Origin of the sequence: Echinicola shivajiensis, from assembly GCF_018642165.1 — a bacterium.
GTDB classification, from domain to species: Bacteria; Bacteroidota; Bacteroidia; order Cytophagales; family Cyclobacteriaceae; genus Echinicola; species Echinicola shivajiensis.
In genome coordinates this window covers 966,101-987,561 of the sequence record NZ_JAHHZM010000001.1, presented here as the reverse complement: position 1 = coordinate 987,561, position 21,461 = coordinate 966,101, and the positions used below count along the sequence as shown (strand labels likewise).

At 40.1% G+C, this 21,461-nt stretch carries 12 protein-coding genes; 5 read left to right on the top strand and 7 right to left on the bottom strand.

Going from position 1 to position 21,461, the window contains the following annotated elements:
* Positions 1-269: 269 nt before the first annotated feature.
* Together KMW37_RS03800 and KMW37_RS03795 are read left to right on the top strand one after the other, a co-directional pair.
* Complete coding sequence (locus tag KMW37_RS03800; protein WP_215223245.1) at positions 270-2,438, top strand: bifunctional alpha,alpha-trehalose-phosphate synthase (UDP-forming)/trehalose-phosphatase; 2,169 nt, start codon at positions 270-272, stop codon at positions 2,436-2,438.
* Between the two features lie 757 nt (positions 2,439-3,195).
* Positions 3,196-4,275 carry a 6-bladed beta-propeller gene (locus KMW37_RS03795; protein WP_215223244.1) on the top strand — a complete coding sequence of 360 codons (1,080 nt, stop codon included), beginning with the start codon at positions 3,196-3,198 and terminating at the stop codon, positions 4,273-4,275.
* A gap of 11 nt (positions 4,276-4,286) precedes the next feature.
* Here KMW37_RS03795 and KMW37_RS03790 read toward each other — a convergent pair whose 3' ends face one another.
* The 7 genes from KMW37_RS03790 to KMW37_RS03760 form a co-directional block, all read right to left on the bottom strand.
* Positions 4,287-8,426: an AAA family ATPase gene (locus tag KMW37_RS03790; RefSeq protein WP_215223243.1), complete on the bottom strand. Its 4,140-nt coding sequence runs from the start codon at positions 8,424-8,426 to the stop codon at positions 4,287-4,289.
* A gap of 69 nt (positions 8,427-8,495) precedes the next feature.
* Entirely contained in the window at positions 8,496-9,935 is a 1,440-nt protein-coding gene (locus tag KMW37_RS03785) for a sodium:solute symporter (RefSeq protein ID WP_215223242.1), read from the bottom strand.
* Positions 9,936-9,937: 2 nt separating this feature from the next.
* A complete protein-coding gene (locus KMW37_RS03780; RefSeq protein WP_246581318.1) occupies positions 9,938-11,491 on the bottom strand; it encodes a glycoside hydrolase family 10 protein in 1,554 nt (517 codons plus the stop codon).
* An 18-nt stretch (positions 11,492-11,509) separates the two neighbouring features.
* On the bottom strand, positions 11,510-12,334 hold the full coding sequence (gene murQ / locus KMW37_RS03775; RefSeq protein WP_215223241.1) for an N-acetylmuramic acid 6-phosphate etherase: 825 nt from the start codon (positions 12,332-12,334) through the stop codon (positions 11,510-11,512).
* A gap of 11 nt (positions 12,335-12,345) precedes the next feature.
* Positions 12,346-13,206 (bottom strand): BadF/BadG/BcrA/BcrD ATPase family protein, encoded by an 861-nt coding sequence (locus KMW37_RS03770; RefSeq protein ID WP_215223240.1) that lies wholly within the window; start codon positions 13,204-13,206, stop codon positions 12,346-12,348.
* A gap of 132 nt (positions 13,207-13,338) precedes the next feature.
* On the bottom strand, positions 13,339-14,223 hold the full coding sequence (locus tag KMW37_RS03765) for an N-acetylmuramoyl-L-alanine amidase (protein ID WP_215223239.1): 885 nt from the start codon (positions 14,221-14,223) through the stop codon (positions 13,339-13,341).
* 266 nt (positions 14,224-14,489) lie between these two features.
* Positions 14,490-15,125, bottom strand: coding sequence for a response regulator (locus tag KMW37_RS03760; RefSeq protein ID WP_215223238.1), 636 nt, complete (start codon positions 15,123-15,125; stop codon positions 14,490-14,492).
* Between the two features lie 330 nt (positions 15,126-15,455).
* Here KMW37_RS03760 and KMW37_RS03755 point away from each other — a divergent pair, with 330 nt between their 5' ends.
* The 3 genes from KMW37_RS03755 (at position 15,456) to KMW37_RS03745 (ending at position 21,386) form a co-directional block, all read left to right on the top strand.
* Positions 15,456-16,127: an N-acetylmuramoyl-L-alanine amidase gene (locus KMW37_RS03755; protein WP_215223237.1), complete on the top strand. Its 672-nt coding sequence runs from the start codon at positions 15,456-15,458 to the stop codon at positions 16,125-16,127.
* 283 nt (positions 16,128-16,410) lie between these two features.
* The gene (locus KMW37_RS03750; RefSeq protein WP_246581317.1) at positions 16,411-19,662 is read left to right on the top strand and encodes a SusC/RagA family TonB-linked outer membrane protein; all 3,252 of its coding nucleotides are present in this window, start codon (positions 16,411-16,413) and stop codon (positions 19,660-19,662) included.
* An 11-nt stretch (positions 19,663-19,673) separates the two neighbouring features.
* Positions 19,674-21,386 carry a RagB/SusD family nutrient uptake outer membrane protein gene (locus KMW37_RS03745; RefSeq protein WP_215223235.1) on the top strand — a complete coding sequence of 571 codons (1,713 nt, stop codon included), beginning with the start codon at positions 19,674-19,676 and terminating at the stop codon, positions 21,384-21,386.
* Positions 21,387-21,461: the final 75 nt, after the last annotated feature.

Below are 21,461 nucleotides of genomic sequence, written 5' to 3'. Positions count from 1 at the left end.
AAATTAAGCCTAATCTTTTGAATCTGCCAGAAAGAAAGCGGCAATTGTCACAGAAAATGACACAAGAATTATAGGGTGAAAAGAGGTTGAATTCTACTCGTTTTTGGATTGTTTGGCATAGCTTATAAGGCTTGATTGTAGGGGGCGTTCTTTTTTATTTGCCAAATTATTAGTAAATTGAAATATAAAATTTTGGACGGATATTTTGTCATATTTATATCAAAATACAGTAAGTCTTCTCTTCTTTTTAAAGAAATCATAAAATAATTATGGGAAAAACAATTATTGTGTCGAACAGGTTGCCTGTTAGTTTGAGGCATAAGAATGGAAAATTTGAGTTCAAACCCAGTGCCGGAGGTCTTGCAACAGGCTTAGGGTCAATTTACAAGGAAGGAGAGAATATTTGGATTGGATGGCCAGGAAATGATGTGGAAGATCCTGAGCAGCGAGCTGAGATCATCATAGAACTTCATGATTTAAAAATGGCTCCAGTCTTCCTGACCAGTGAGGATATTGAGCAGTTTTATGAAGGCTTTAGTAATGAGACACTTTGGCCAGCCTTTCACTATTTTACCCAGAATATCAATTACGATGAGGATCATTGGGATGCCTATGTGCGGGTGAATGAAAAGTTTTGTGATGCCATCTTGAAAAAGGCCAACCCGGATGATACCATTTGGGTACATGATTATCAGTTATTGCTATTACCTCAAATGCTGAGGGAGAAATTGCCACATGCGACCATAGCATTTTTCCAACATATTCCGTTCCCATCCTATGAGGTGATCAGGATGTTGCCGTGGAGGCACCAGATACTTTCTGGAATGTGTGGGGCCGATTTGATTGGTTTCCATACCTATGATGATATGAGGCACTTTTTGAGTGCTGTAGGGAGAATCATGGGCTTATCTAATGAAAGTGGGTATATACAAGCTGAAAACAGGTTGATCAATGTCGATTCTTTCCCAATGGGGATTGATTACGAGAAATTTGCCCAGTCAGCCAAATCCAGAAAGACCAAGAATATTGCCAAGAAGTTTTTGGGGGTATTGGATGACCAAAAGCTATTGTTGAGCATTGATCGATTGGATTACTCCAAAGGGATCCCTCAAAGGATTAAGGCATTTGACAGGTTCTTGTCCGAGAATCCAGATTACCATGGGAAGGTATCGATGATCATGGTGGTGGTGCCTTCTAGGGCAAAAGTGAAGTCCTATAAAAATTTGAAGGAGGAGATAGATACTTTGGTAGGAAGGATCAATAGTGATTATTCCACTTTGAACTGGGTGCCTATCCATTATTTCTACAGGAGTTTTCCTTTTGAAGAACTGAGTGCTTTTTACAGCATGTCAGACATTGCTTTGGTTACGCCTTTAAGGGATGGTATGAATTTGGTCTGCAAGGAATTTGTGGCCAGTAAAATAGATCAGAAAGGTACTTTGATTTTGTCAGAAATGGCAGGAGCCAGTAAGGAGTTACAGGATGCCATATTGGTCAATCCAAATGATAATAAAGGGGTTTCTGATGCTATAAAACAGGCCCTTATCATGGATGAGAAGGAGCAGAAAAGTAGGATTACTTCAATGCAGGATACCATTCAGCGCTATGATATCTTCCAGTGGGTAAAAGTATTCATGGACAGGTTGGATCATGTGAAGAAAAAGCAACAGGATTTACAGTCCAAAGAAGTGGATGCCGAGGTAATGAACGAATTGCACAATTATTTTCAGGAAGCACAAAAGCCAATACTGTTTTTGGATTATGATGGTACTTTGGTCGGCTTTAAGAGTAAGCCCGAGGATGCCTTTCCGGATGATGAATTGAAGAAGTTAGTTACAAAGCTGACCAAGAAATCGCAAGTGGTGATTATCAGTGGAAGAGATAAAGAAACGCTTGGAAAGTGGTTTAAAGGACAAAAGGTGGATCTTATCGCTGAACATGGTGTGTGGTTGAAAACCAATGGAGCTAAAGACTGGGAACCTTATGCAGATGTAGATGACAGTTGGAAACCGGATATTAGGTCAGTCATGGAATATTATGTTCAAAGGACTCCTGGGGCCTTTATTGAGGAAAAACACCATTCATTGGTTTGGCATTATCGAAAAGTAGAAAGTGGATTGGGAGACCTGAGGATGAGAGAACTGTTCAGCCACTTGAAGTATATGGCCAGGGGCCATAACCTACAGGTTCTTGAAGGAAATATGGTGCTTGAAATCAAACGACCTGATATCAATAAAGGCAGGGCTGCAACCAGCTTTATGAAGGGAAATGAATATGATTTTACCTTGGCGATAGGAGATGACTGGACAGATGAAGATACCTTCCAGGCCATGCCAAAGGGATCCTATAGCATCAGGGTGGGGTATAGTTACACCAAAGCCAATTATAATATCAAAAGCCCTAAAGAGGTGAGGTATTTATTGAATAAGTTGACCTGACAGTAAGTTTGATATTTTAATCAGTGAATTTGGTTCTCTCTGATCACACAGAAATTTTTTATTGATTTCTGTGAAAACTTATTCACTGTAAGCAGTCAACATTTTCTCAAATATAAAGGACATGTATAACGTGAGCATTAAATCGATGTCATCCTGACAAAGGGAGGATCTCTTCAGTTGATTTTAGTAATGGATTTTACTGTCATAAATGTGTAAATGCAGATAAACTTGTTGAAGTATCAGCAATGTTGAAGGTAACCAAATTCAATACAGTTTTTCCTTTATTTATCATTCCTACTTTTTATTCAGGGAATGTTTTATTCTTGATGGTCATCATGAATGCTTCGCATTTCCATTGATGAAAAAGTAGGCAAAAAATCTAGTCCAGTGGAGCATTCTTCAAATTGTGTGAATTTTGCTTTGACTATGTTTCTTTTGACTCAATTAGATTTTGCACCAGTTGCTGTAGGCTAAAAATGAGTGGATCTCGTTCGTTCACTTCACGAGCTAACTCATTTTTTTTAACGCCTCCATCAACCGTCGCAAAACCGAACGCCCCAAAGGCCAATAAAAAGGGTTTTGTTAAATATTTTGTTTTCGCACACTAAGTGCAAAGTCATTTAAAGTTAGATAGACTTGTATTCTGTTTTAAAGTTGTCCCAAAAGAGAGCGATCTCTTTTAGGATAACTTATTTTTTCGTTTTGCGTTTGTTGATTTAGTTATTGTTTGATAATCATCTTTTTAACTGATTGACTTATGAAGTTTATCCTCATGTTTTTAGCATTCTGCATCTTGTTTTTTCAGTGCCAAGAAAAAAAAGAAACGGGAGAAGCATTACCTGTTATCACTATTGACCACGACAAGAAGGATGAGCTGCCTTTAAGTGACTTTGCCAGTGATTTCCGGGAAATTCCATTGGAGATGACCGAAAATAGCACCATCACATACATCAATGATATTGCCGTATCCGATGAACATCTTTACATAGATGATATATCTAACGGGGTCTTGCAGTTCGATAGGGCAGGAAGTTTTATCAAAGTCATTGGTAAAAAGGCCGAGGAAGGACCGGAGACATATGTGCAGCCGACTTCTATTGCCTTTGATAAAGAAGAAAACGCTGTAATAATTGCGGATACTTATCGCTTCAAACTATACAAATTCAATCAGGAGGGAAGGCTGATTGGTGAGTCGGAAAAATTACCTGCTGCTCCAATTTTTGTTAAAACCTCGAAGGAAGGTTATTGGATGATATCAGAACAGTACACAGGTATTGGAAATAGAAAATATGAATTAGGTGCTGAAGTATATAGAACCGATAGTGATTTTAAGCTGATTGATAACTTTTCTGCTGATCATCTAGAATTGGAAGGTAAATGGGGCGCTCCAAGGCGTCAGCCATCTCTAATAAGTTATTCGGAATACGATTCCCTCAATTACTTTTATAATCCTATTTTACTCCCTTCTCGTGCTTATTTAGGGAAATTTGACCGTGATACCTTGTATCAGGCACAGGAAGATCATCTTTTACCAAAAGTAAGGTTTGAGTTCTCCAGAGAGGTTTGGGATGGAGAAAAGAAAATTTTCCACATTAGAAATGTAATGGTTTATAAGCAATATTATCTGGTCAGTTATGAATATCGGAACACTCCTTACTTGTTTATTTATGACAGGTCTATCAAGGAAGGCAAAGTGATACAGGAGGGATTGACCGTGTCTGGTCTGGAAGAAAAATACCTGCCTTTCTCAAAATCCAATGGTCAAATGTACTTGATTGTTCAAAGGCCACCAAAAGATGGTGAAGCAGAGCCCAATCCTTCTATTATACTTTTTTGATATACTCTCTATTAGGATAGATTTATAGGGATATCAATCACAGCCAAGCAGCCTTTGCCTGGCTGACTTTCTATCATAAATTGACCATTTAGCATTTGGACCTTGGCTTCTATGCCATGCAGTCCAAAACCAGAATTTTGATTTTTAGGGTCCATTCCTATTCCGTTATCCTCGACGGTAATATTTAAGCTATCCAAATGGTTGATCAACTGTAGATGAAGGGTGCTGGCTTTTGAATGCTTTATACTATTATTGACCAGTTCTTGGCAAATCCGGTAGATGGTCAATTCAATTTGTTCAGAGAGGCGTTCCTCCAAGCCTAAGACCTGAACATGGGCTTCCATTTTGCCACTGAGGTTGATTTGTTCAATCAAAGTTTGGAGTGCCGAGGCCAACCCGAACCGTCTTAGGGACACAGGTGACATATTATGCGCAATTCGCCTGACCTCTTCAATGGCTTCGTCCATTTTATCCAAAGTGTCCTTAAAAAGTACATTACTAGGGCCCGATTTAGCACTTTCCTGGATACTGTTAAAACGCATTTTGATGGTAGAAAGGAGGGAGCCAAGACTGTCATGTAGGTCTCCGGCTATCCTTTTTCTTTCATCTTCCTGGGTTTGGATGATATCTTTTAAATGATTGTTTTTTTGGTTTTCTATCATGGAAGAAAGCCTTTCTTTTTCCTCCATTTCCCTTCTGATTTCCTCGTTCAACTTCAAGGTCTTTTCATGTGTTCTGGCATTTTCAATGATCATTCCTCCTTGATTGGAAACTATCCTTATCCATTTAATGGCAGGATCCTGATAGAGATCTTTTACAAAACGATTTTCCAGGTACACTACCATGGATAAGTACCCATTTATATTGATGGGTAAGATCATCATTGAATGGACTGCCTGTTTTCGGAGTTCTTTGACCTCTGAGAAGTTGGTTTCGCTTTCTAGGTCGTTAATCACTAAGGGGGATTGTGTCCTGTGGGCCATAAGCATCAAACCGGAAGGGATTTGAAGGTTTGCATCATCTTGATTTTCTGCCATTGGTAGCAACGAATGGGAAGCTTGGTCAATTACTTCACCACTCTTTTCTATCCACTGGATAACGGTTTTTGTTGAACCGGAAACCCTTAATAGCATTACCATTAATTTCTTGGTAAGGGGCTTGGATTCAAGCTCACCACTTAGTTCCCTAAGCAGCGTTTCAATATCCATTTCAGTCATTTTAACCCCAAGATGATTCAGCAGGAAAGTATATTGCTGGATGAGTTGTTCCGCTTTTGCCCTTCCTTCCCATTCCTGATAAGCATTGACAGCCATTAATAGTTGATCAGTGGCTTTTTCCAGTTTATTTTGGCTCAGTAGGTATTTGCCCCAAAGTTCATGCGCCAAGGCTCTTTCATAATGGTTGTTGCCGGACTTTTCAATTGCCTGTTGGAAGTTGAAATTGATACTGTCTTTTTCAATATTATTTAGCCTGCCCCATTCCGCATTTAATAAGTAATAAGCTGATGCATAGTTCTCATGTGCATGTTTATTCCATTTTTCTACCAAGCTAAGGATATGGTTTAGTTCCTCGATTAGGGCAGGCTTGGAGTTGCTTGGGAAATTATTCCAATTTTGACTGATGGAAAGAAAAAGCAAGATAAGATTGGCAGGGACCAAAGGTGAACCTTCCTGTAATTTTTGGTTGTTTCGGGCATCTCTTGCGCAGCTAAATGCTTGGTCATAATGTCCAAAAAGGAAATAATACCTTGCCCAAACATAGTTTCTATAAAAACGCTCCTCTTGTATGGTTAATTCGGCTGCCAGCCAGCTTGGTTGTTGGCGGGGTATGGAGAAAAAGGCATTGGCACCGCAAAGGTACTGTATTAAACTTTTTTGATAATGGGTGATGTAGTAGGTCAATTCTCTGCCAGGGTATGATTCTTCAAATTCATATTCCAATAGAGATTTGATGGGGGTACCTGACAGTAACTGAAGATTGAAAAGGTGGGTTTTAAGAATATAAAGGCCAATTAAATCCCCAGAAAGCCTTCCTGCCTCCATTCCTTCTATAAGCAAGTTCCTGCTTTGTCGAAAATCTTTTTTCCAAGGTTGGATATAGAAAGCAAATACACCGTATGCCCGACATCGGTATTCTAGATCATTTAGCTCTTGGTTAAACTGGAGCCCTTTTTGACCAAATTCATACCCTTTTTCAATGTCCCCGGCAATAATGTTCATTCGGCCATAGCTTACATAGCCAATTGATTTTACAGCAGGGTTTTGACTTCCCTGTGAACGATGAATGATCTGTAGGGCAGCCCAGGTCATCATAATGTCTGAAGTATGATGTAGTGCCATTCCGCCTACATATAGCAATTTTAGGATGGCATTTTGTTTCCCCGAATGAATGTTTGTCTCATCCAAAGATATCACCTGGTTCCTATCAAGACGATTGGTCAAGGATTCAATTTCTTTTCTAAAAGAAGCTTCGTCCTTTGGCAGGGATAAGCCGAGTTCCAATAAAATTTCGCCTAATATTCTAAGGACTTTCCTATACCTGCCTAGATGGTTATTGATAGTAATTTTAAGCACAAAAGCTTCAGCCCTATTTAGGGGATCAAGCAATCGCTCCAGAAGGTGATCAAGGAAGATTTCAGCTAGGTCATACTCTCCCAAATAGTACTCGACCTTGGCCCTTTCCATGAATGTCTCACAGAATTGGTCTTGGACCATTTCCCAAGGAAGTTCATTGAAAAGGTCTGCACTGACTTTTAAGAAATGTCTGGCTTGTTCGTAAGCATGGTCCTTCAGATGGATTTTACCTGCCTTAAGATTGAGCTTGGCACATAATAACGTTTCTCCCTGTTGTTTTACTTTATTAAGCGCCTGATTGAGATGCTGGGCAGCAATCACTGTTTGGGTATTATCCAATTTCTCCTGAGGACTGGAAAGGGCTTCTTTCGCTATTTTATAATGAATACTAGATTTTTCCTCTTCAGGAATCCTTTCATATATCACCTCAGCCATATAGGTTTCAGTGAACCTGAGTTTGCCCTCGTGAAACTCAATCAGTCCTGCATCAGTTGTTTCTTGAATGGAAGCAATAAGTTCCTTTTCCCCCTTGGAGAATAAAGTCAATAAAGTTTTCTTATTGGAGCTACTTAGGCAAGACATGATGAAAAGCATTTCCATACTTGGAGCAGTAAGCTTATCCAATCTGGTCGAAAGTATATTCTGGGAATTTCTTCCTTGATATTGTTCGTTGATTTGATCTAGGTTTCCCTCCCAAAAAACATCTTTTTTAGCTATTAGATTGGCGTTTTTCAAACTGTCGACCAATACTTGAAGGTAAGAAGGGTTTCCAGCGCTGAGCTGATGGCAAACTTGGCCCAGGCTTTGGGCAATTGGTGCTTCAAGGATTTCTTCAAGAAAGGACTGCGTTTGTTCTCGATTGAATCCTGTTAAAGAAATAATTTCTAGGTGTTTATTGTCGTAATTTAAGGACTCTACCAACTGGTTGACCCGTAGTGTGTTTTTCTTGGAGTCCCTGCTGGCACCTATCCAAATCAGTTTTTCCGTGGGAATATTAACAATCAAATAGTGCAGAAGATTTACACTGGAACCGTCCATCCATTGAAGATCATCGGTAAAAAATATCAAGGTCTTGTTGAAAAAGTCGCTTAGAAATTCAAAGAAAATTTTAAATAGCGGATAGAGCTGGTTCTCTATTTTGGGATTTGGGGCGGAAGGCGTTTTTAAGTCTGTTCCCTTCAATAGATTTAATTCAGGGATATAGTCATGTAATAATTGAAAGTATGCGCCTAATTTGCTTCTTAAGCCTATTGAAAACTCATTGAATGTACCTTGATCCATTTCATTATAGACTTTCCTAAGAAAATCTCCGATGCCCATTTTTAGACCAGCATAGGGAATGTTTTTTCGCTGTTGGTGGTGTTTAATATTTAGGATTAAGTACTGATCAGCATCATGTTGTAATAGGAATTGTTCTATAAGATAGCTTTTACCTGTACCGATGGGGCCTGTAAGTAGTATTCCGCTTTGATTAGCATTTTTGCCAGATGCGATATGTTGAATATGCTTTTCTAGTTTGCCAAAAAAACTTTGGTTATTAGGGGGAATATGCGCAGGTCCAAGAGTATTGCTTTTCATATTATGACGAATCTTGGAAAGTTAATGGTTTTTTACTGAATCCACTTAATTGGAACGGTAAGTCTATAATCAATTTTTCCTTACCAATAGGAGCAGGCCAAGGTAGGTCAAGGCTCCATTGACCAATAAAATTTCGAAGCCAAATTGGTATCCACCGAACCATTTGGCAGAGAAGCTGTCAAGTAGATAACTGATCAAGGGAGCCGCTATACATACAAAGGGTACCCAGCGGTCTTTAACGGAGAGCTTATTAGAAAGCCCAAAAGCGAAAAGCCCTAGAAGTGGACCGTATGTAAATCCAGCAGCCTTAAATACAGCACTGACCACACTGCTATTATTGAGCATATCAAATAAAACAATAATGATGAAAATCAAAAATGTAAATCCGATATGAACACCTAAGCGAGTTGATTTTTGAACAGCATGACCTTTTGAGGGGAGGTCTAGGATATCCACACAAAATGAGGTGGTTAGGGCAGTAAGCGCAGAATCAGCACTAGAAAAGGCTGCCGCAATTATGCCCAACAGAAAGGTGATTCCTGCTAAAGTGCCAAAATGATTTAAGGCAAGTATGGGGTACAATTCGTCTGTGCTTTCAGGGATTCCAATGCCATTTTTTTCGGCAAAATAATAAAGTAATACACCTAGGGATAGAAAGAATAAATTGGAAACAAAGAAGCTTATTGAAAACCAAAAAATGTTTTTCTTGGCTTCTTTTTGATCCTTGCAGGTCAAGTTTTTCTGCATGACGTTTTGATCCAAACCATTCATGGTAATGGTGATAAATACCCCGGCAAAGAACATTTTATAGAAATTCTTACTTGAAAGGGGATCCCATTCAAATACCCTGCTTAAGGGGTTTGATTTGATCACTTCCAGTAGCTCTCCAGTATTGAGGTCCAATTCATTACTAATAATAATGATACTGATAATCACCGCCAATAGCAGGAAGGTTGTTTGCAAGGTGTCTGTCCACACGATGGTTTTGATTCCACCTTTAAATGTATAGAGCCAGATCAATAAGGCAGTAGTGAATACTGTTATGAAAAAAGGAATGTTAAATGCATCAAAAAAGGCAATTTGTAAAACTGTGGCGGCCAGGAAGAGTCTAAAAGAAGCTCCAATGGTCTGGGAGATCAAAAAGATCACTGATCCTGATAGATAAGAGTTATGGCCAAACCGGCCTTTCAGGTATTCATAAATTGAGATCAATTGTAGCCTATAAAACAAGGGGATAAGGATCAAGGCTATGACGGCATATCCTACCATATTCCCCATCACAAACTGCAGGTAATTCCAAGAGGAGTTTCCTACTTCTCCAGGGACTGAAATAAAAGTCACGCCAGAGAGCGAGGCCCCTACCATTCCGAAAGCTACCAAATACCAAGGGGATTGACGGTTGGCAGTGTAGAAGGTTAAATCATCGGTTTTTCTGGAAGTCAGGTAACTTATAAATAATAAAAGAAGAAAATATGCTGCGATTACAATAAATACCAGACTTTGACTCATGCTTAAGGTGTTTTGATGTTTCTCCTTTTTCCCTTAGTAATTATTTCTAGTGGAAGGGAGGCTTGACTTTCATTATGAAGACGGTCTACTGCAGTGATGCAATAGGTGTATTTGCTGCGTTTTTCAATTCCATTGTCCTTCCATAATTGTAATGGGTAGGCATCTTTTTGAATAATTCCAATAATATTGCTTGGATCGGAAATGTCAATCTCTTCGTTCTCTTCGAATCGGTAAATTACAAAATAACTTGTATCTCCTTCCAAATTGGCTTTCCAATTTAAAGTAATTCCTGCTTCTGGATTTCCCTCGGCGCGGATGTTTTCAGGAGACAGTGGTGCTGACTGGTCAATCCACTGCATTACTGGTGGCAGGGCAACTGTTGGATAGGCCCTTTCCAATTGGGAATTGACATTTTCTTTGTTGCCAGCAATGGTTCTTGCACTGAAGAACATGCTGCCCTGTACTTCAGGGAAAGTCCTGTTATAATTGATTTGGTTTACGATCTCGTTTTCGTCCTCCCAACCTTTTTGGCCCACTCTGTAAATCCCTTGGCCTATATAAACATGGCGGCCATAATTGTTTTCTGACCACCACTTTACCAAGGTTTTGTATTCTGCCAATTCAAAACCGATATACCAGTAAATTTGAGGGGTGACATAATCGAGCCATCCTTCCCTTAGCCATTTTAGGACATCAGCATAAAGGTCATCGTAATTGGTTTGTCCTGCCTGAGTATCTGATCCTGTAGGATCTTTATCCTTGTTCCTCCATACACCAAAAGGACTGATGCCGAACTTCATAAAGGGTTTTTCTGCTTTGATCCTTTTAGATAGTTCTTCAACAAAATAATCGACATTGTTCCTTCTCCAGTCCTCTATGTCACTGAATCGCTGACCGAATTGAGCAAAGGAGCTACTGTCAGGAAATACTTCGTTAGGGATTTTATAAGGATAAAAATAGTCGTCAAAATGAACCGCATCCATATCGTAGTGCTTCACCACCTCAATAATGGATTGTAAAACAAACTCTTGGGCTTCTGGAATTCCCGGATCGTAATACCATTTGCCACCATACTGCACAAACCACTCAGGATGCTGAACTAAAGGATGTTCGGCCGATGGGACAAAGTCTTTGTTGTTGGAAGCTCTATATGGATTGAACCAGCCGTGAAACTCCATCCCTCGATTTTTTGCCTCCTGAATCATAAAGGTCAAAGGGTTATAGTAGGGCTCAGGGGCTTTTCCTTGCCTTCCTGTAAGGTAGGCAGACCAAGGCTCATAACTTGAGGGGTAGAAGGTATCAGCTGTAGGGCGGATCTGCATAATGATGGCATTCATCCCTGCAGCTTTTAAGGTGTCTAGCAAAGCGATGTATTCTGCCTTTTGCTGTGAAGCAGGTAATCCTTTTTCACTAGGCCAATCTATATTTTCTACACTGGCAATCCATGCAGCCCGTAATTCTCTTTTTGGTGCTTGTTGAGCTTTTAATTCAAAAATGCTTACTAAGAACATCAGTGAAACTGATAGGATATGGAGGGGTCTTCCAAAAGCTGACATGACGAGAGGATTTTTGTTTTATTGATTTTGATAAGCTTCAATGGCCTTTTTTACTGAACCATGCTCGCTTAAAAGTAAATGGGCAGCTTGATAGTCCAGATTGGGGATTTCTTCCATGACCATCTTGGTGCCTCTGTCCACTAGCTTGTTATTGCTCAGCTGCATATTGACCATTTTATTGCCTTTTATTTTTCCTAGCTTAATCATTAAGCTGGTGCTGATCATATTTAGCACCATTTTTTGGGCAGTACCTGCTTTCATTCTTGTACTTCCAGTTACAAATTCTGGCCCTACTGCTACTTCAATTGGATGTTTAGCTATTGTAGATATTGCAGCGTTTTGGTTGCAGCTGATACTACCGGTAACCAAACCATTTTTCTGGGCAGCTTTTAATCCTCCCAAGACGTATGGCGTTCTTCCAGAAGCAGCTATGCCAATTAAAACATCCTTGCTGTTGATCTGATACTTCTCTAAATCCTTCCAAGCTTGATCGGGATCATCTTCAGCTCCCTCCACAGCTGTCCTAATGGCTGAATCACCACCTGCAATAAGGCCTAGCACTAAGCTGGGTGATGCACCATATGTGGGAGGTATTTCAGAAGCATCCAAAATCCCCAATCTACCAGATGTGCCCGCCCCGATATAGAATAGCCTACCACCTGATTGAAGACCGTTGACAGCAGCATTCACCAAACTTTCAATTTGAGGTATGGATTTTTCTACTGCATCAGCAACTTTCCTGTCCTCTTGGTTAATGTTTTTAAGAAGTTCCTCTGTGGACATCGTTTCCAAATTCTCATAAAGAGAAGATGATTCTGTGGTATAGATTGTCGGACTTGTCATTTTAATATGGATTATTTGATTGCAGGAACAGTCTGGCAATGGTATTTTACCAGCCCGTCCATAGGATGCTGCACGATGTTTTCAATTTTAATTCCGTATTCGTCGGCCACCTCATGAAGAAATTCACTAAAATGGTAAGCAATGGATCCTGCAAAGGCTATTGGTGAAGTAAGGTTTTGGGAACCATAGGGAAGTACATAAAACTCGAAAAACTGCCTGAAATTTTCTTTAATGATTTTTTGGCAGGAAGGATTATTCGAGTGCTTCAACAGAAATGGCGTAAAAGAAGCTAAGAAGCGATTGGCCTGGGGTTTATTATAAATCTTATCCAAAATCTGCCTCGTGTCCATGTCAAAAGTGGCATTGAAATCCGCAATGATGCTTGGATCAAGTTTCTTTTGTAGAACTTGGGCAATCAAGTCTTTACAAAGAACTGTTCCGCTTCCCCAGTCAGCCAAAATAAATCCCAATGAAGGAACATTTTCAATGATTTGTTTGCCATCATAAACACAGGAGTTTGCTCCAGTGCCGAGGATACAGGTGATGCCGTGTTGGTCTTGCAATAAGCTTCTAGCAGCTCCTAAAATATCTCCATAAACTTCAGTTGGATATTTTACAGGAAGCACTGATTCAATGGCTGATTTTACCTGGTCCACTTTGGCCGGAAGTCCACATCCTGCACCATAAAAGATAACCTTGTCCACATTGGTAGCCAAAGGAAGTATTTCCTTATTGATTATTTGAGCGATTTCTACTTCTGAAAAAAAATAAGGGTTAAGTCCCTTACATTGCACCGAATTTAGGGTGTTGCCCTCGTCATCTACTAGTCTCCAGTCGGTTTTGGTTGATCCACTATCAGCAATTAATAGCATATTCTCAATTTTTATTAGCAAAGGGTGATTTATTCCAAGTCATGGTATCACTTATGATACAAAGATGTTTTTATTTAGCGCCTTAGGCATCCCTGAAAATAGGGATTTGGTACAATCACTGTATTGTCCTTCCTAAAGATATTTTTTGTACAAATTATGTAGGATTCTCATATCATTATCGTCCAATCCACCTTCTAGGTTCTTTTGAATGAAATGAATTTTAAATGCCCTTACTGCTGAATTAAAATCACTTACATCATAGCCAATGATGCGAAGTGCTTCTTTGGGATTAAAATGGCTTGCAATTGGTTCCAGCATTATTTGCTTGGATATGTACTGGCCATTTTCATTAGGAATTCCCATTTCTATCATCATATGAGAATCATACCAAAGCCCATATCCTTCCTCAGCGAGTTTTTGCCAAGGGAAGTAGGCACTAGGATCAACTTTTCTGGCTGGGGCGATGTCCGCATGGCCAATAAAATTGGCGGTAGGAATATTATAATCATTTTTAAGCCTTTTCAATAAGTTGAGTAAACTTTCTATTTGCGCTGAAGAAAATGGTTCGGATCCATTATTATCCAATTCAATGCCAATAGATGAACTATTTAGATCTGTATCCTGCCCCCATTTGCCACGACCGGCATGCCATGACCTCAGGTAGTCATTAAGCATTTGTACAATAGTGCCATCTTTACTGACTACATAATGTGAGCTTACTTGTGCACGTGGCAAAGTAAACGTTCTAATCGTTTGTTCTAGGGAGTCCTGCGCTGTGTGATGGATAATGACAAAGTTGGGCTTTCTTATGCTGAAATTGGTTGTCCCCACCCAAAGATCAGTGACATTGGTCGTGTCGCCTTCTTCACCAGCTTCTGGGATTTCAAGGATATTTTGCGTGGCAGCTTTTACCTGTTTTTTATGTTGTTTGTTGATGGACTTATAGGGCTTGGGAGAGCAGGCTAGTGAAAGGCATGCAAAGATCACAATAAGGCCAATACACTGAATTAGTTTCATTAAGAATTTGGGTTTTGTCGTGCTTACGTTCAAAATAGACATTTTTGAACTTAATAGGTAATCAAGCTACAAATATCAAAATAATTTAATTGTTAAAAATCCCTGAAAAAAGGGATTTGATGTGCCAGCTAAGGAAAAGTGGCATCCTAGAGGCATTTTAAAAGTGAGTGATGGGGGCTTAATAATGTTAATTAGGCAATAACATTAGTCCATGGCCTTAATATTTTGGGAGGAAGTAATTGCTATTCCGATTTGAAATGTTTGAATTATTTGATTAGCCCCTTTTTATAGGCATTATTGACAAGCTCAGCGGTGTTTTTGGCCCGAAGCTTATAGAGGAGGTTTTTGCGATGAGTCTCCACAGTGTTTTTGCTGATAAAAAGTTGCTCTCCTATTTCTTGAGTGGTTAGACCGTTGGCAATGCATCCTAATACCTCCATTTCCCTGTCAGATAGCTTTTCGGTCAGCTGCATTTTGCCAGGCTTTTTGATGAAGCTGTTGACAAGGGTTTTGCTGACTTCCTCACCTAGATAAGTCCCCCCAGCATGTAAGGTTTGAATGGCTTCTATCAAATCATTTTTTCCTGTATTCTTTAAAATATAACCTTGTGCTCCAGTTTTAAGCATATCAGAAATAAAATGCCTGTCATTATGCATGGATAGTCCAAGTACTTTTAGGGACTTATGGGATTTAAGTAAGGTCTTGGTTGCTTCTACACCATCCATTACAGGCATATTAATATCCATAATCACGATGTCTACAGGGCTTAGGTCGCAATAGTTTATAGCCTCTTTGCCATTCATTGCCTCAGCGACGACCTTGATGCCAGGTATGTCAGAAAGCATGGCCTTAAGGCCGTCAATAAACATTTGGTGGTCGTCAGCAATTAGTACATTGATCATGGTATGGTTGTTTTAGCCTTATACACAAAAAAAGTAAATACTGTTTTTGTCTGTTCTGGAAGGAATTAACTCTAATTTATGTTTTTTTTAAATAGAAATTACACAAGAGGTAAATTGGATATAATAGCATGACATTAGAGGAAAAGGTCGAAATGAGGGTTTTGAGGTGTTTTTAAGCTGATTTTGCTATTCCGGGGGAAAAAGAATGGTATTGAAAAATCACTGTTTTCAGGGATAGGAAAAACAGAATTAATGTTCAGGTTGGGGTCTCAAATACCTCGTGACAATGTACTGCTGAAAAGAAGGAATGATATGAATTTTAGATTGAAAATGAATAGCATTAAGCTTGTATTAATTGCCTCGGGCATACTCTGGGGGGCATGTTCCAAATCTACCTACCGGGTCTTTCACAAGCCTATTAAATATGATGAAGAAAGGCGAAGTCTCACATTGGAGTATTTGGAAGAGCACTATGGCTTGGTCCAAGAGGAACCCAGCATTGTTCCTAAAATGGTTGTTTTGCATTGGACGGCCATTCCTAACTTGGAGAGATCCTATGATGCGATGAATCCAGTGCATTTGCCGGGCAGTCGAACAGCCATTGCTTCTGCCAGCTCACTTAATGTCTCTTCCCATTATTTAATAGACAGGGATGGTACCATCTTTCGTCAACTTCCCGATACCATAATGGCCAGACATGTAATCGGATTGAACCATTGTGCCATTGGAGTAGAAAATGTGGGCAGTGCTAAGGAACCGTTGACTAAAGCTCAGTTGAAAGCTAATGAAGAGTTGGTAAGGCATTTGAAAAGGAAGTATGATATTGAATATGTGATTGGGCATTTTGAATATACTGCTTTTGAGAACCATCCTTTATGGAAAGAGTTGGACGAAGGATATAGGACAGTCAAGACCGACCCAGGAGAAAAGTTTATGCGTAAAATCAGAAAGCGTTTGGAAGACTTGGAACTTAAGGATCCTCCAAATTTAAGGATCGAGTAAGTCGATAATTTCCATCTTAAAAGGCCATGAAATGATAGTTTCATGGCCTTTTTTCATACAGGTAGAATAAGGCTTATGGTAGTTTTTGGAGTAATGGTGATTTGATAATATCCCTGTTTTCAGGGATGGAATGCATCGATTTTATGGAAAAATTTGAGCAACCAATAGAAATGAAAAGTTGTGGCCTATTAAACAATAAACCCAAAGGCATATGAATAACCACAGCTTTTCTTCCCTATTGGGATAAATAATTCACTTAACTAATAATCAAAAAATGTTAAACATGAAAAAACTTTTACGCTGTTCTTTAGGAGCGATTTGTTTTCTCCTGTTCCATTTTCAGGTGCTTGCCCAGACTGTCAATGTCTCAGGTACAGTGACAAGCGCTGATGATGGAACCACATTGCCTGGAGTGAGCATCTTGGTCAAGGGAACAACCAAGGGTGTCTCAACTGACATTGATGGTAAGTATAAAATTGAAGTAGGCCAGGGAGAAGTGCTGGTTTTCAGCTTTATTGGGATGATTTCTCAGGAACAAACCGTAACGGGCAGTGGAACGATAAATGTTGCCCTTGAGGCAGAAGCCAAATCGCTGGAAGAAGTGGTTGTCGTAGGTTACGGAACCCAAAAAAGAAGCGATCTTACTGGAGCAGTGGCCACAGTAGATACGAAAGTGCTAGAGTCTAGACCAATTACAGATGTGGGTAGAGGTTTACAGGGAACCACTCCTGGTTTGACCATTACTACTCCAAGTGGACAGATTGGCCAGAATCCACAGATAAGACTGAGAGGTATGACAGGGACACTGAGTAATTCTGGCGGTGCGCAGCCTTTGATCCTTGTGGATAATGTGGAGGTACCCAATCTTCAAATGATCAATCCAGAGGATATTGAGTCTATCTCTGTGTTGAAGGATGCGGCATCAGCTTCCATATATGGTTCCAGAGGTGCCTGGGGTGTGATCTTGATCACCACCAAAACAGGTAAAAAAGGTGAAGCGCCAAAAATCAACTATTCAAATAACTTTTCATGGGCTACACCTACCAAAACTCCTGTTATAGCACCAGCAGCTGAAGGAGCTGAAATGGCCTTTAAAGCTTTACAAAGAACCAATCCTTCCACCAACGTATTTGGAGTTGTGGGAATGTACTTCGATGAAGAGGGCATTCAGAAAATGCGAGAGTGGGAGCAGCAATATGGCGGTCAGAATTTAGGGAATGAAATGGTTTTAGGCAGGGATTTTGAAATCCGTGATGGCAGATTGTTCTTTTACCGCCCTTGGGATGCAGGAGATATGTTCATGAGAGAACGTACACCTCAGCAAAAGCATGATTTATCTGTTTCTGGAGGAACTGACAAGACTACTTATCGCTTGGGCGTTGGATATCTTGGCCAAAATGGTGTGCTAAAAGTAAATCCAGATGAGTTTAATCGTTATTCTTTGGATCTAAGTGTTAATACAGAAGTAACGGATTGGATGGAAGTAAGAGGTAAAGTACTTTACAGTAAAACCCAGTTTACTAGACCGTTCTATTTCAGCAGCGAGACATACGATCCTTGGTATTACCTTTTCAGATGGCCAAAAACATATCCATATGGAACTTATGAAGGCTATCCTTTCAGAAGTGCTGTGACAGAGGTTTCCCAAGCAAAAATGAACGAACAAACGACTTCTTTGAGCAGGATTAATCTCGGGACTACAATTCGTCCTGTTAAAGGCTTGGCTATTAATGCCAATTATACTTTTGATTCCAATAACTTCCATGATCATCAAACAGGTGGTGTGGTTTCCGCTTATAACTTTTGGTCTACTGGTGCCAATTTAGAATACGCACCTTATTCGAGTGCTTCCTATAATAGGGTGATTTACGGCTCATCTTGGAGTAACAGGAGCGTGGGCAAGTTATTCGCTACGTACGATAAGCAATTTGGTGATCACACCTTCAAATTTATGGCAGGTGGAGACATCGAATCCTATGAATACTGGTATCACAGTTCTCAAAGAAGGGACCTAATGGATTTGGATAGAGGCGAACTGGACTTGGCTTCTGGTGATCAGTTTGTAGGAGGAGCGAGAAACCAATGGGCTACAATGGGGGCTTTCAGTAGGGTCAATTACAACTTTAAGGATAAGTATTTTCTGGAGTTGAACGGACGTTATGATGGGTCGTCCAGACTTTCACCGACTGCAAGATGGGCATTCTTCCCTTCAATGTCAGCGGGCTATGCCATTTCAGAGGAACCGTTTATGGAGTCAGTGACCGATGTAATGTCATTCTTGAAATTGAGAGCTTCCTGGGGAGCCATTGGTAATCAAAACGCCTATTTGAGTGATATATACAGAATTATGGGGTCTTATTCTTCTGGATGGTTAAATGGTAGTGATAACCTATTGACATTCGGTACCCCTGGCGCTTTGCCTTCTTCATTGACTTGGGAGACCGTGACTACCTTGGATTATGGCTTTGATGCCAGATTCTTCCAGGATAAATTAGGTTTGACCTTTGACTGGTACAGAAGGACCACCAGTGATATGCACAGTGCTGGAGAAGTACTTCCTGCATCTTATGGTACTGGTGCTACTAAGCAAAATTTGGGTGAATTGGAAACCACCGGTTGGGAATTGGCCATTGACTACAGCCATACTTTCGGAAATGGCCTAAACCTTAATGCCACGGCCATGCTTTCTGATTTTAAAGAACGCATCACGGAGTTTGCAGATAATAAGAGTATTTACTCCAACAGAGCAGGAAGAACGCTTGGTGAAATTTGGGGTTATGAAACTGACCGATTGTTTACAGAGGATGATTTTGTTAAGGATGGGAATGGTGACCTTCTTTTGGAAAACGGGAAATATGTAATGAAGGATGGAATTCCTTCTCAATCATTGTTCGAAAGCGGTTGGTTCTTCTATGGTCCAGGTGATGTAAAATACAAGGATCTGGATGGTGACGGTGAAATCACTTATGGTTCGAATACGGTGGAAGATCATGGAGACTTGAAAGTGATTGGAAATTCCACTCCAAGATACCAATATGGTTTCAGACTGGGTGGTGATTATAAAGGAATTGATTTCAATTTCTTTATCCAGGGTGTAGGTAAGCGTGATTACTGGGCAAACGGGCCAATCTTCGTACCAGGTTATAGACCAGGAGAAGCTTGGTTTGCGCATCAATTGGATTACTGGTCACCAGAGAACCCAGATGCTTTCTATCCTAGACCTACTAATCAGGGACAATCAAGTAATAGCAAGAACTTCTTGAGACAGACGAGATACCTTTTGGATATGTCGTATATGAGAATGAAGAATATCACCATCGGTTATTCTCTGCCTCAATCTCTTATAGGAAAACTGAATATCGACAAAGTAAGAGTTTATTTCAGTGGAGAGAACTTGTTTGAATTTGACAATCTTGATTTGCCAATAGACCCAGAGGTGGATTACACTTCAGCGGGTAGCAACGATTCGAATACATTCGGTAGGGTATACCCTTATAGTAGAAACGTATCTTTTGGTTTGCAGATAACACTATAAAAAGCTGAATCATGAAAATTAGAATATTAAGCATATTAGTAGCTGTCTTTGCTTTGGTGAGCTGTGATGACTTTCTAGAAAAGCCACCATTGGATCAGCTTACAGATGAAACGTATTGGACCAGTGAGGACAATGTAAGGAGTTTTTCCTATGGATTTTATACAGCCTACTTCAGTGGCTATGGATCGGGATATGCCTGGGGGAAATTTTTCTCGGGTGAAACCCTGAATGATGATTTCGGGCCGAGCAGCCCTACTCAGTTTAGACAAAATGTCCCGACAGCTGCAACAAGTTCTTATTGGACATTTGCATGGGTAAGGAAAGCCAATATCTATTTGCAGAGAATCCAAACAGTTCCCATGGAAGATGAAGCCATCCAACATTGGTCAGGAGTAGCCAGGTTTTTCAGGGCTTTGGAATACCATGATTTGGTGAAACAGTTTGGAGATGTACCGTGGTATGACGAAGAATTGAGCGAGACTGATGAAGCCATGTTGTACAAGCCTCGTGATTCCAGAGAGGTAGTAATGGACAATGTAATGGCTGACCTTCAATTTGCCGCTGACAATGTTCGTCAGAATGACGGTACAAGTGGATTGACTGTAAACAGAGATGTTGTATTGGCATTTATGTCACGCATCATGCTTTTTGAAGGCACTTGGCAAAAGTACCATGAAGGTAATAATGAGAAAGCAAAGTCTTACTTGGAAGCTGCTAAGTGGGCTTCAAATGAATTGATTTCTGCTGGAAACTATTCTTTGGGCGATTACAGAGAAGTTTTTACCTCTCTTAATTTGGCCAGCAATCCAGAGGTAATCCTTTACAGGCATTATGAGCCAGGTTTGATTACTCATGCCCTGAACAGTTATAATAATAAGGAACCACAAACTGGCGTATCTAAAGATGCCGTGGAGTCATATCTAGTCAATGATGGTTTGCCTATTGCTCTTTCTGCTAACTATCATGGTGATAAAGGTATTGAGAATGTTATGGCCAATAGGGACGGAAGGATTTATGGAACCTTGGTTTCAGATGAGTTGAGATTAAATGGCATCCTCCCTAACTATAGCACAACTGGATATGCAACACTCAAGTTTTTGAATGAAGAAATCAAGGACGAGCCAGAAGGAAGCTCTAACTTGAACTATACGGATTCTCCTGTTTTGCGATATGGTGAAGTATTGATGAATTATGCAGAAGCTGTGGCTGAACTGGCGACGGTTGGTGGTCCTGCACTGAGCCAAGCAGATTTGGACATGTCCATCAATGTGCTAAGAGATCGTCCAGGTGTTGGAATGCCCCATTTGATGCTTATTGGAATGGAACCAGCAGTAAACGGTGCTGCCTATGACGACCCGTCAAGAGATCCAGGTGTACCTTCCATTATTTGGGAAATCAGAAGAGAGCGTAGAGTTGAGCTAATGATGGAAGGTTTCCGTCTGGATGACTTGAAGCGCTGGGAAAAATTGGAATACACGGACACTGAAGCAAATGAAGATATCAATAGGGGAGCTTGGATAGATAAAGCTGATTATCCTGGGCTACAGAGCAGTGTAACTCTTACAGGGGGTGAAACAGGATATATTATTCCTTCCACTGCTGCTGCATCGCAAAGAAGATTTGAAAATTCAAAAGTATATCTTGATCCTGTTCCTTTGGATCAGATTACACTTTATGCAGAGCATGGAGTGACATTGGAACAAAACCCTGGATGGCAAGAATAAAGTGCTGATTTGTTAGGATGTTTGTTTGTTATGCCCTTCTTTTTATTATGAAAAGAGGGGCATTTTTCAGATTTT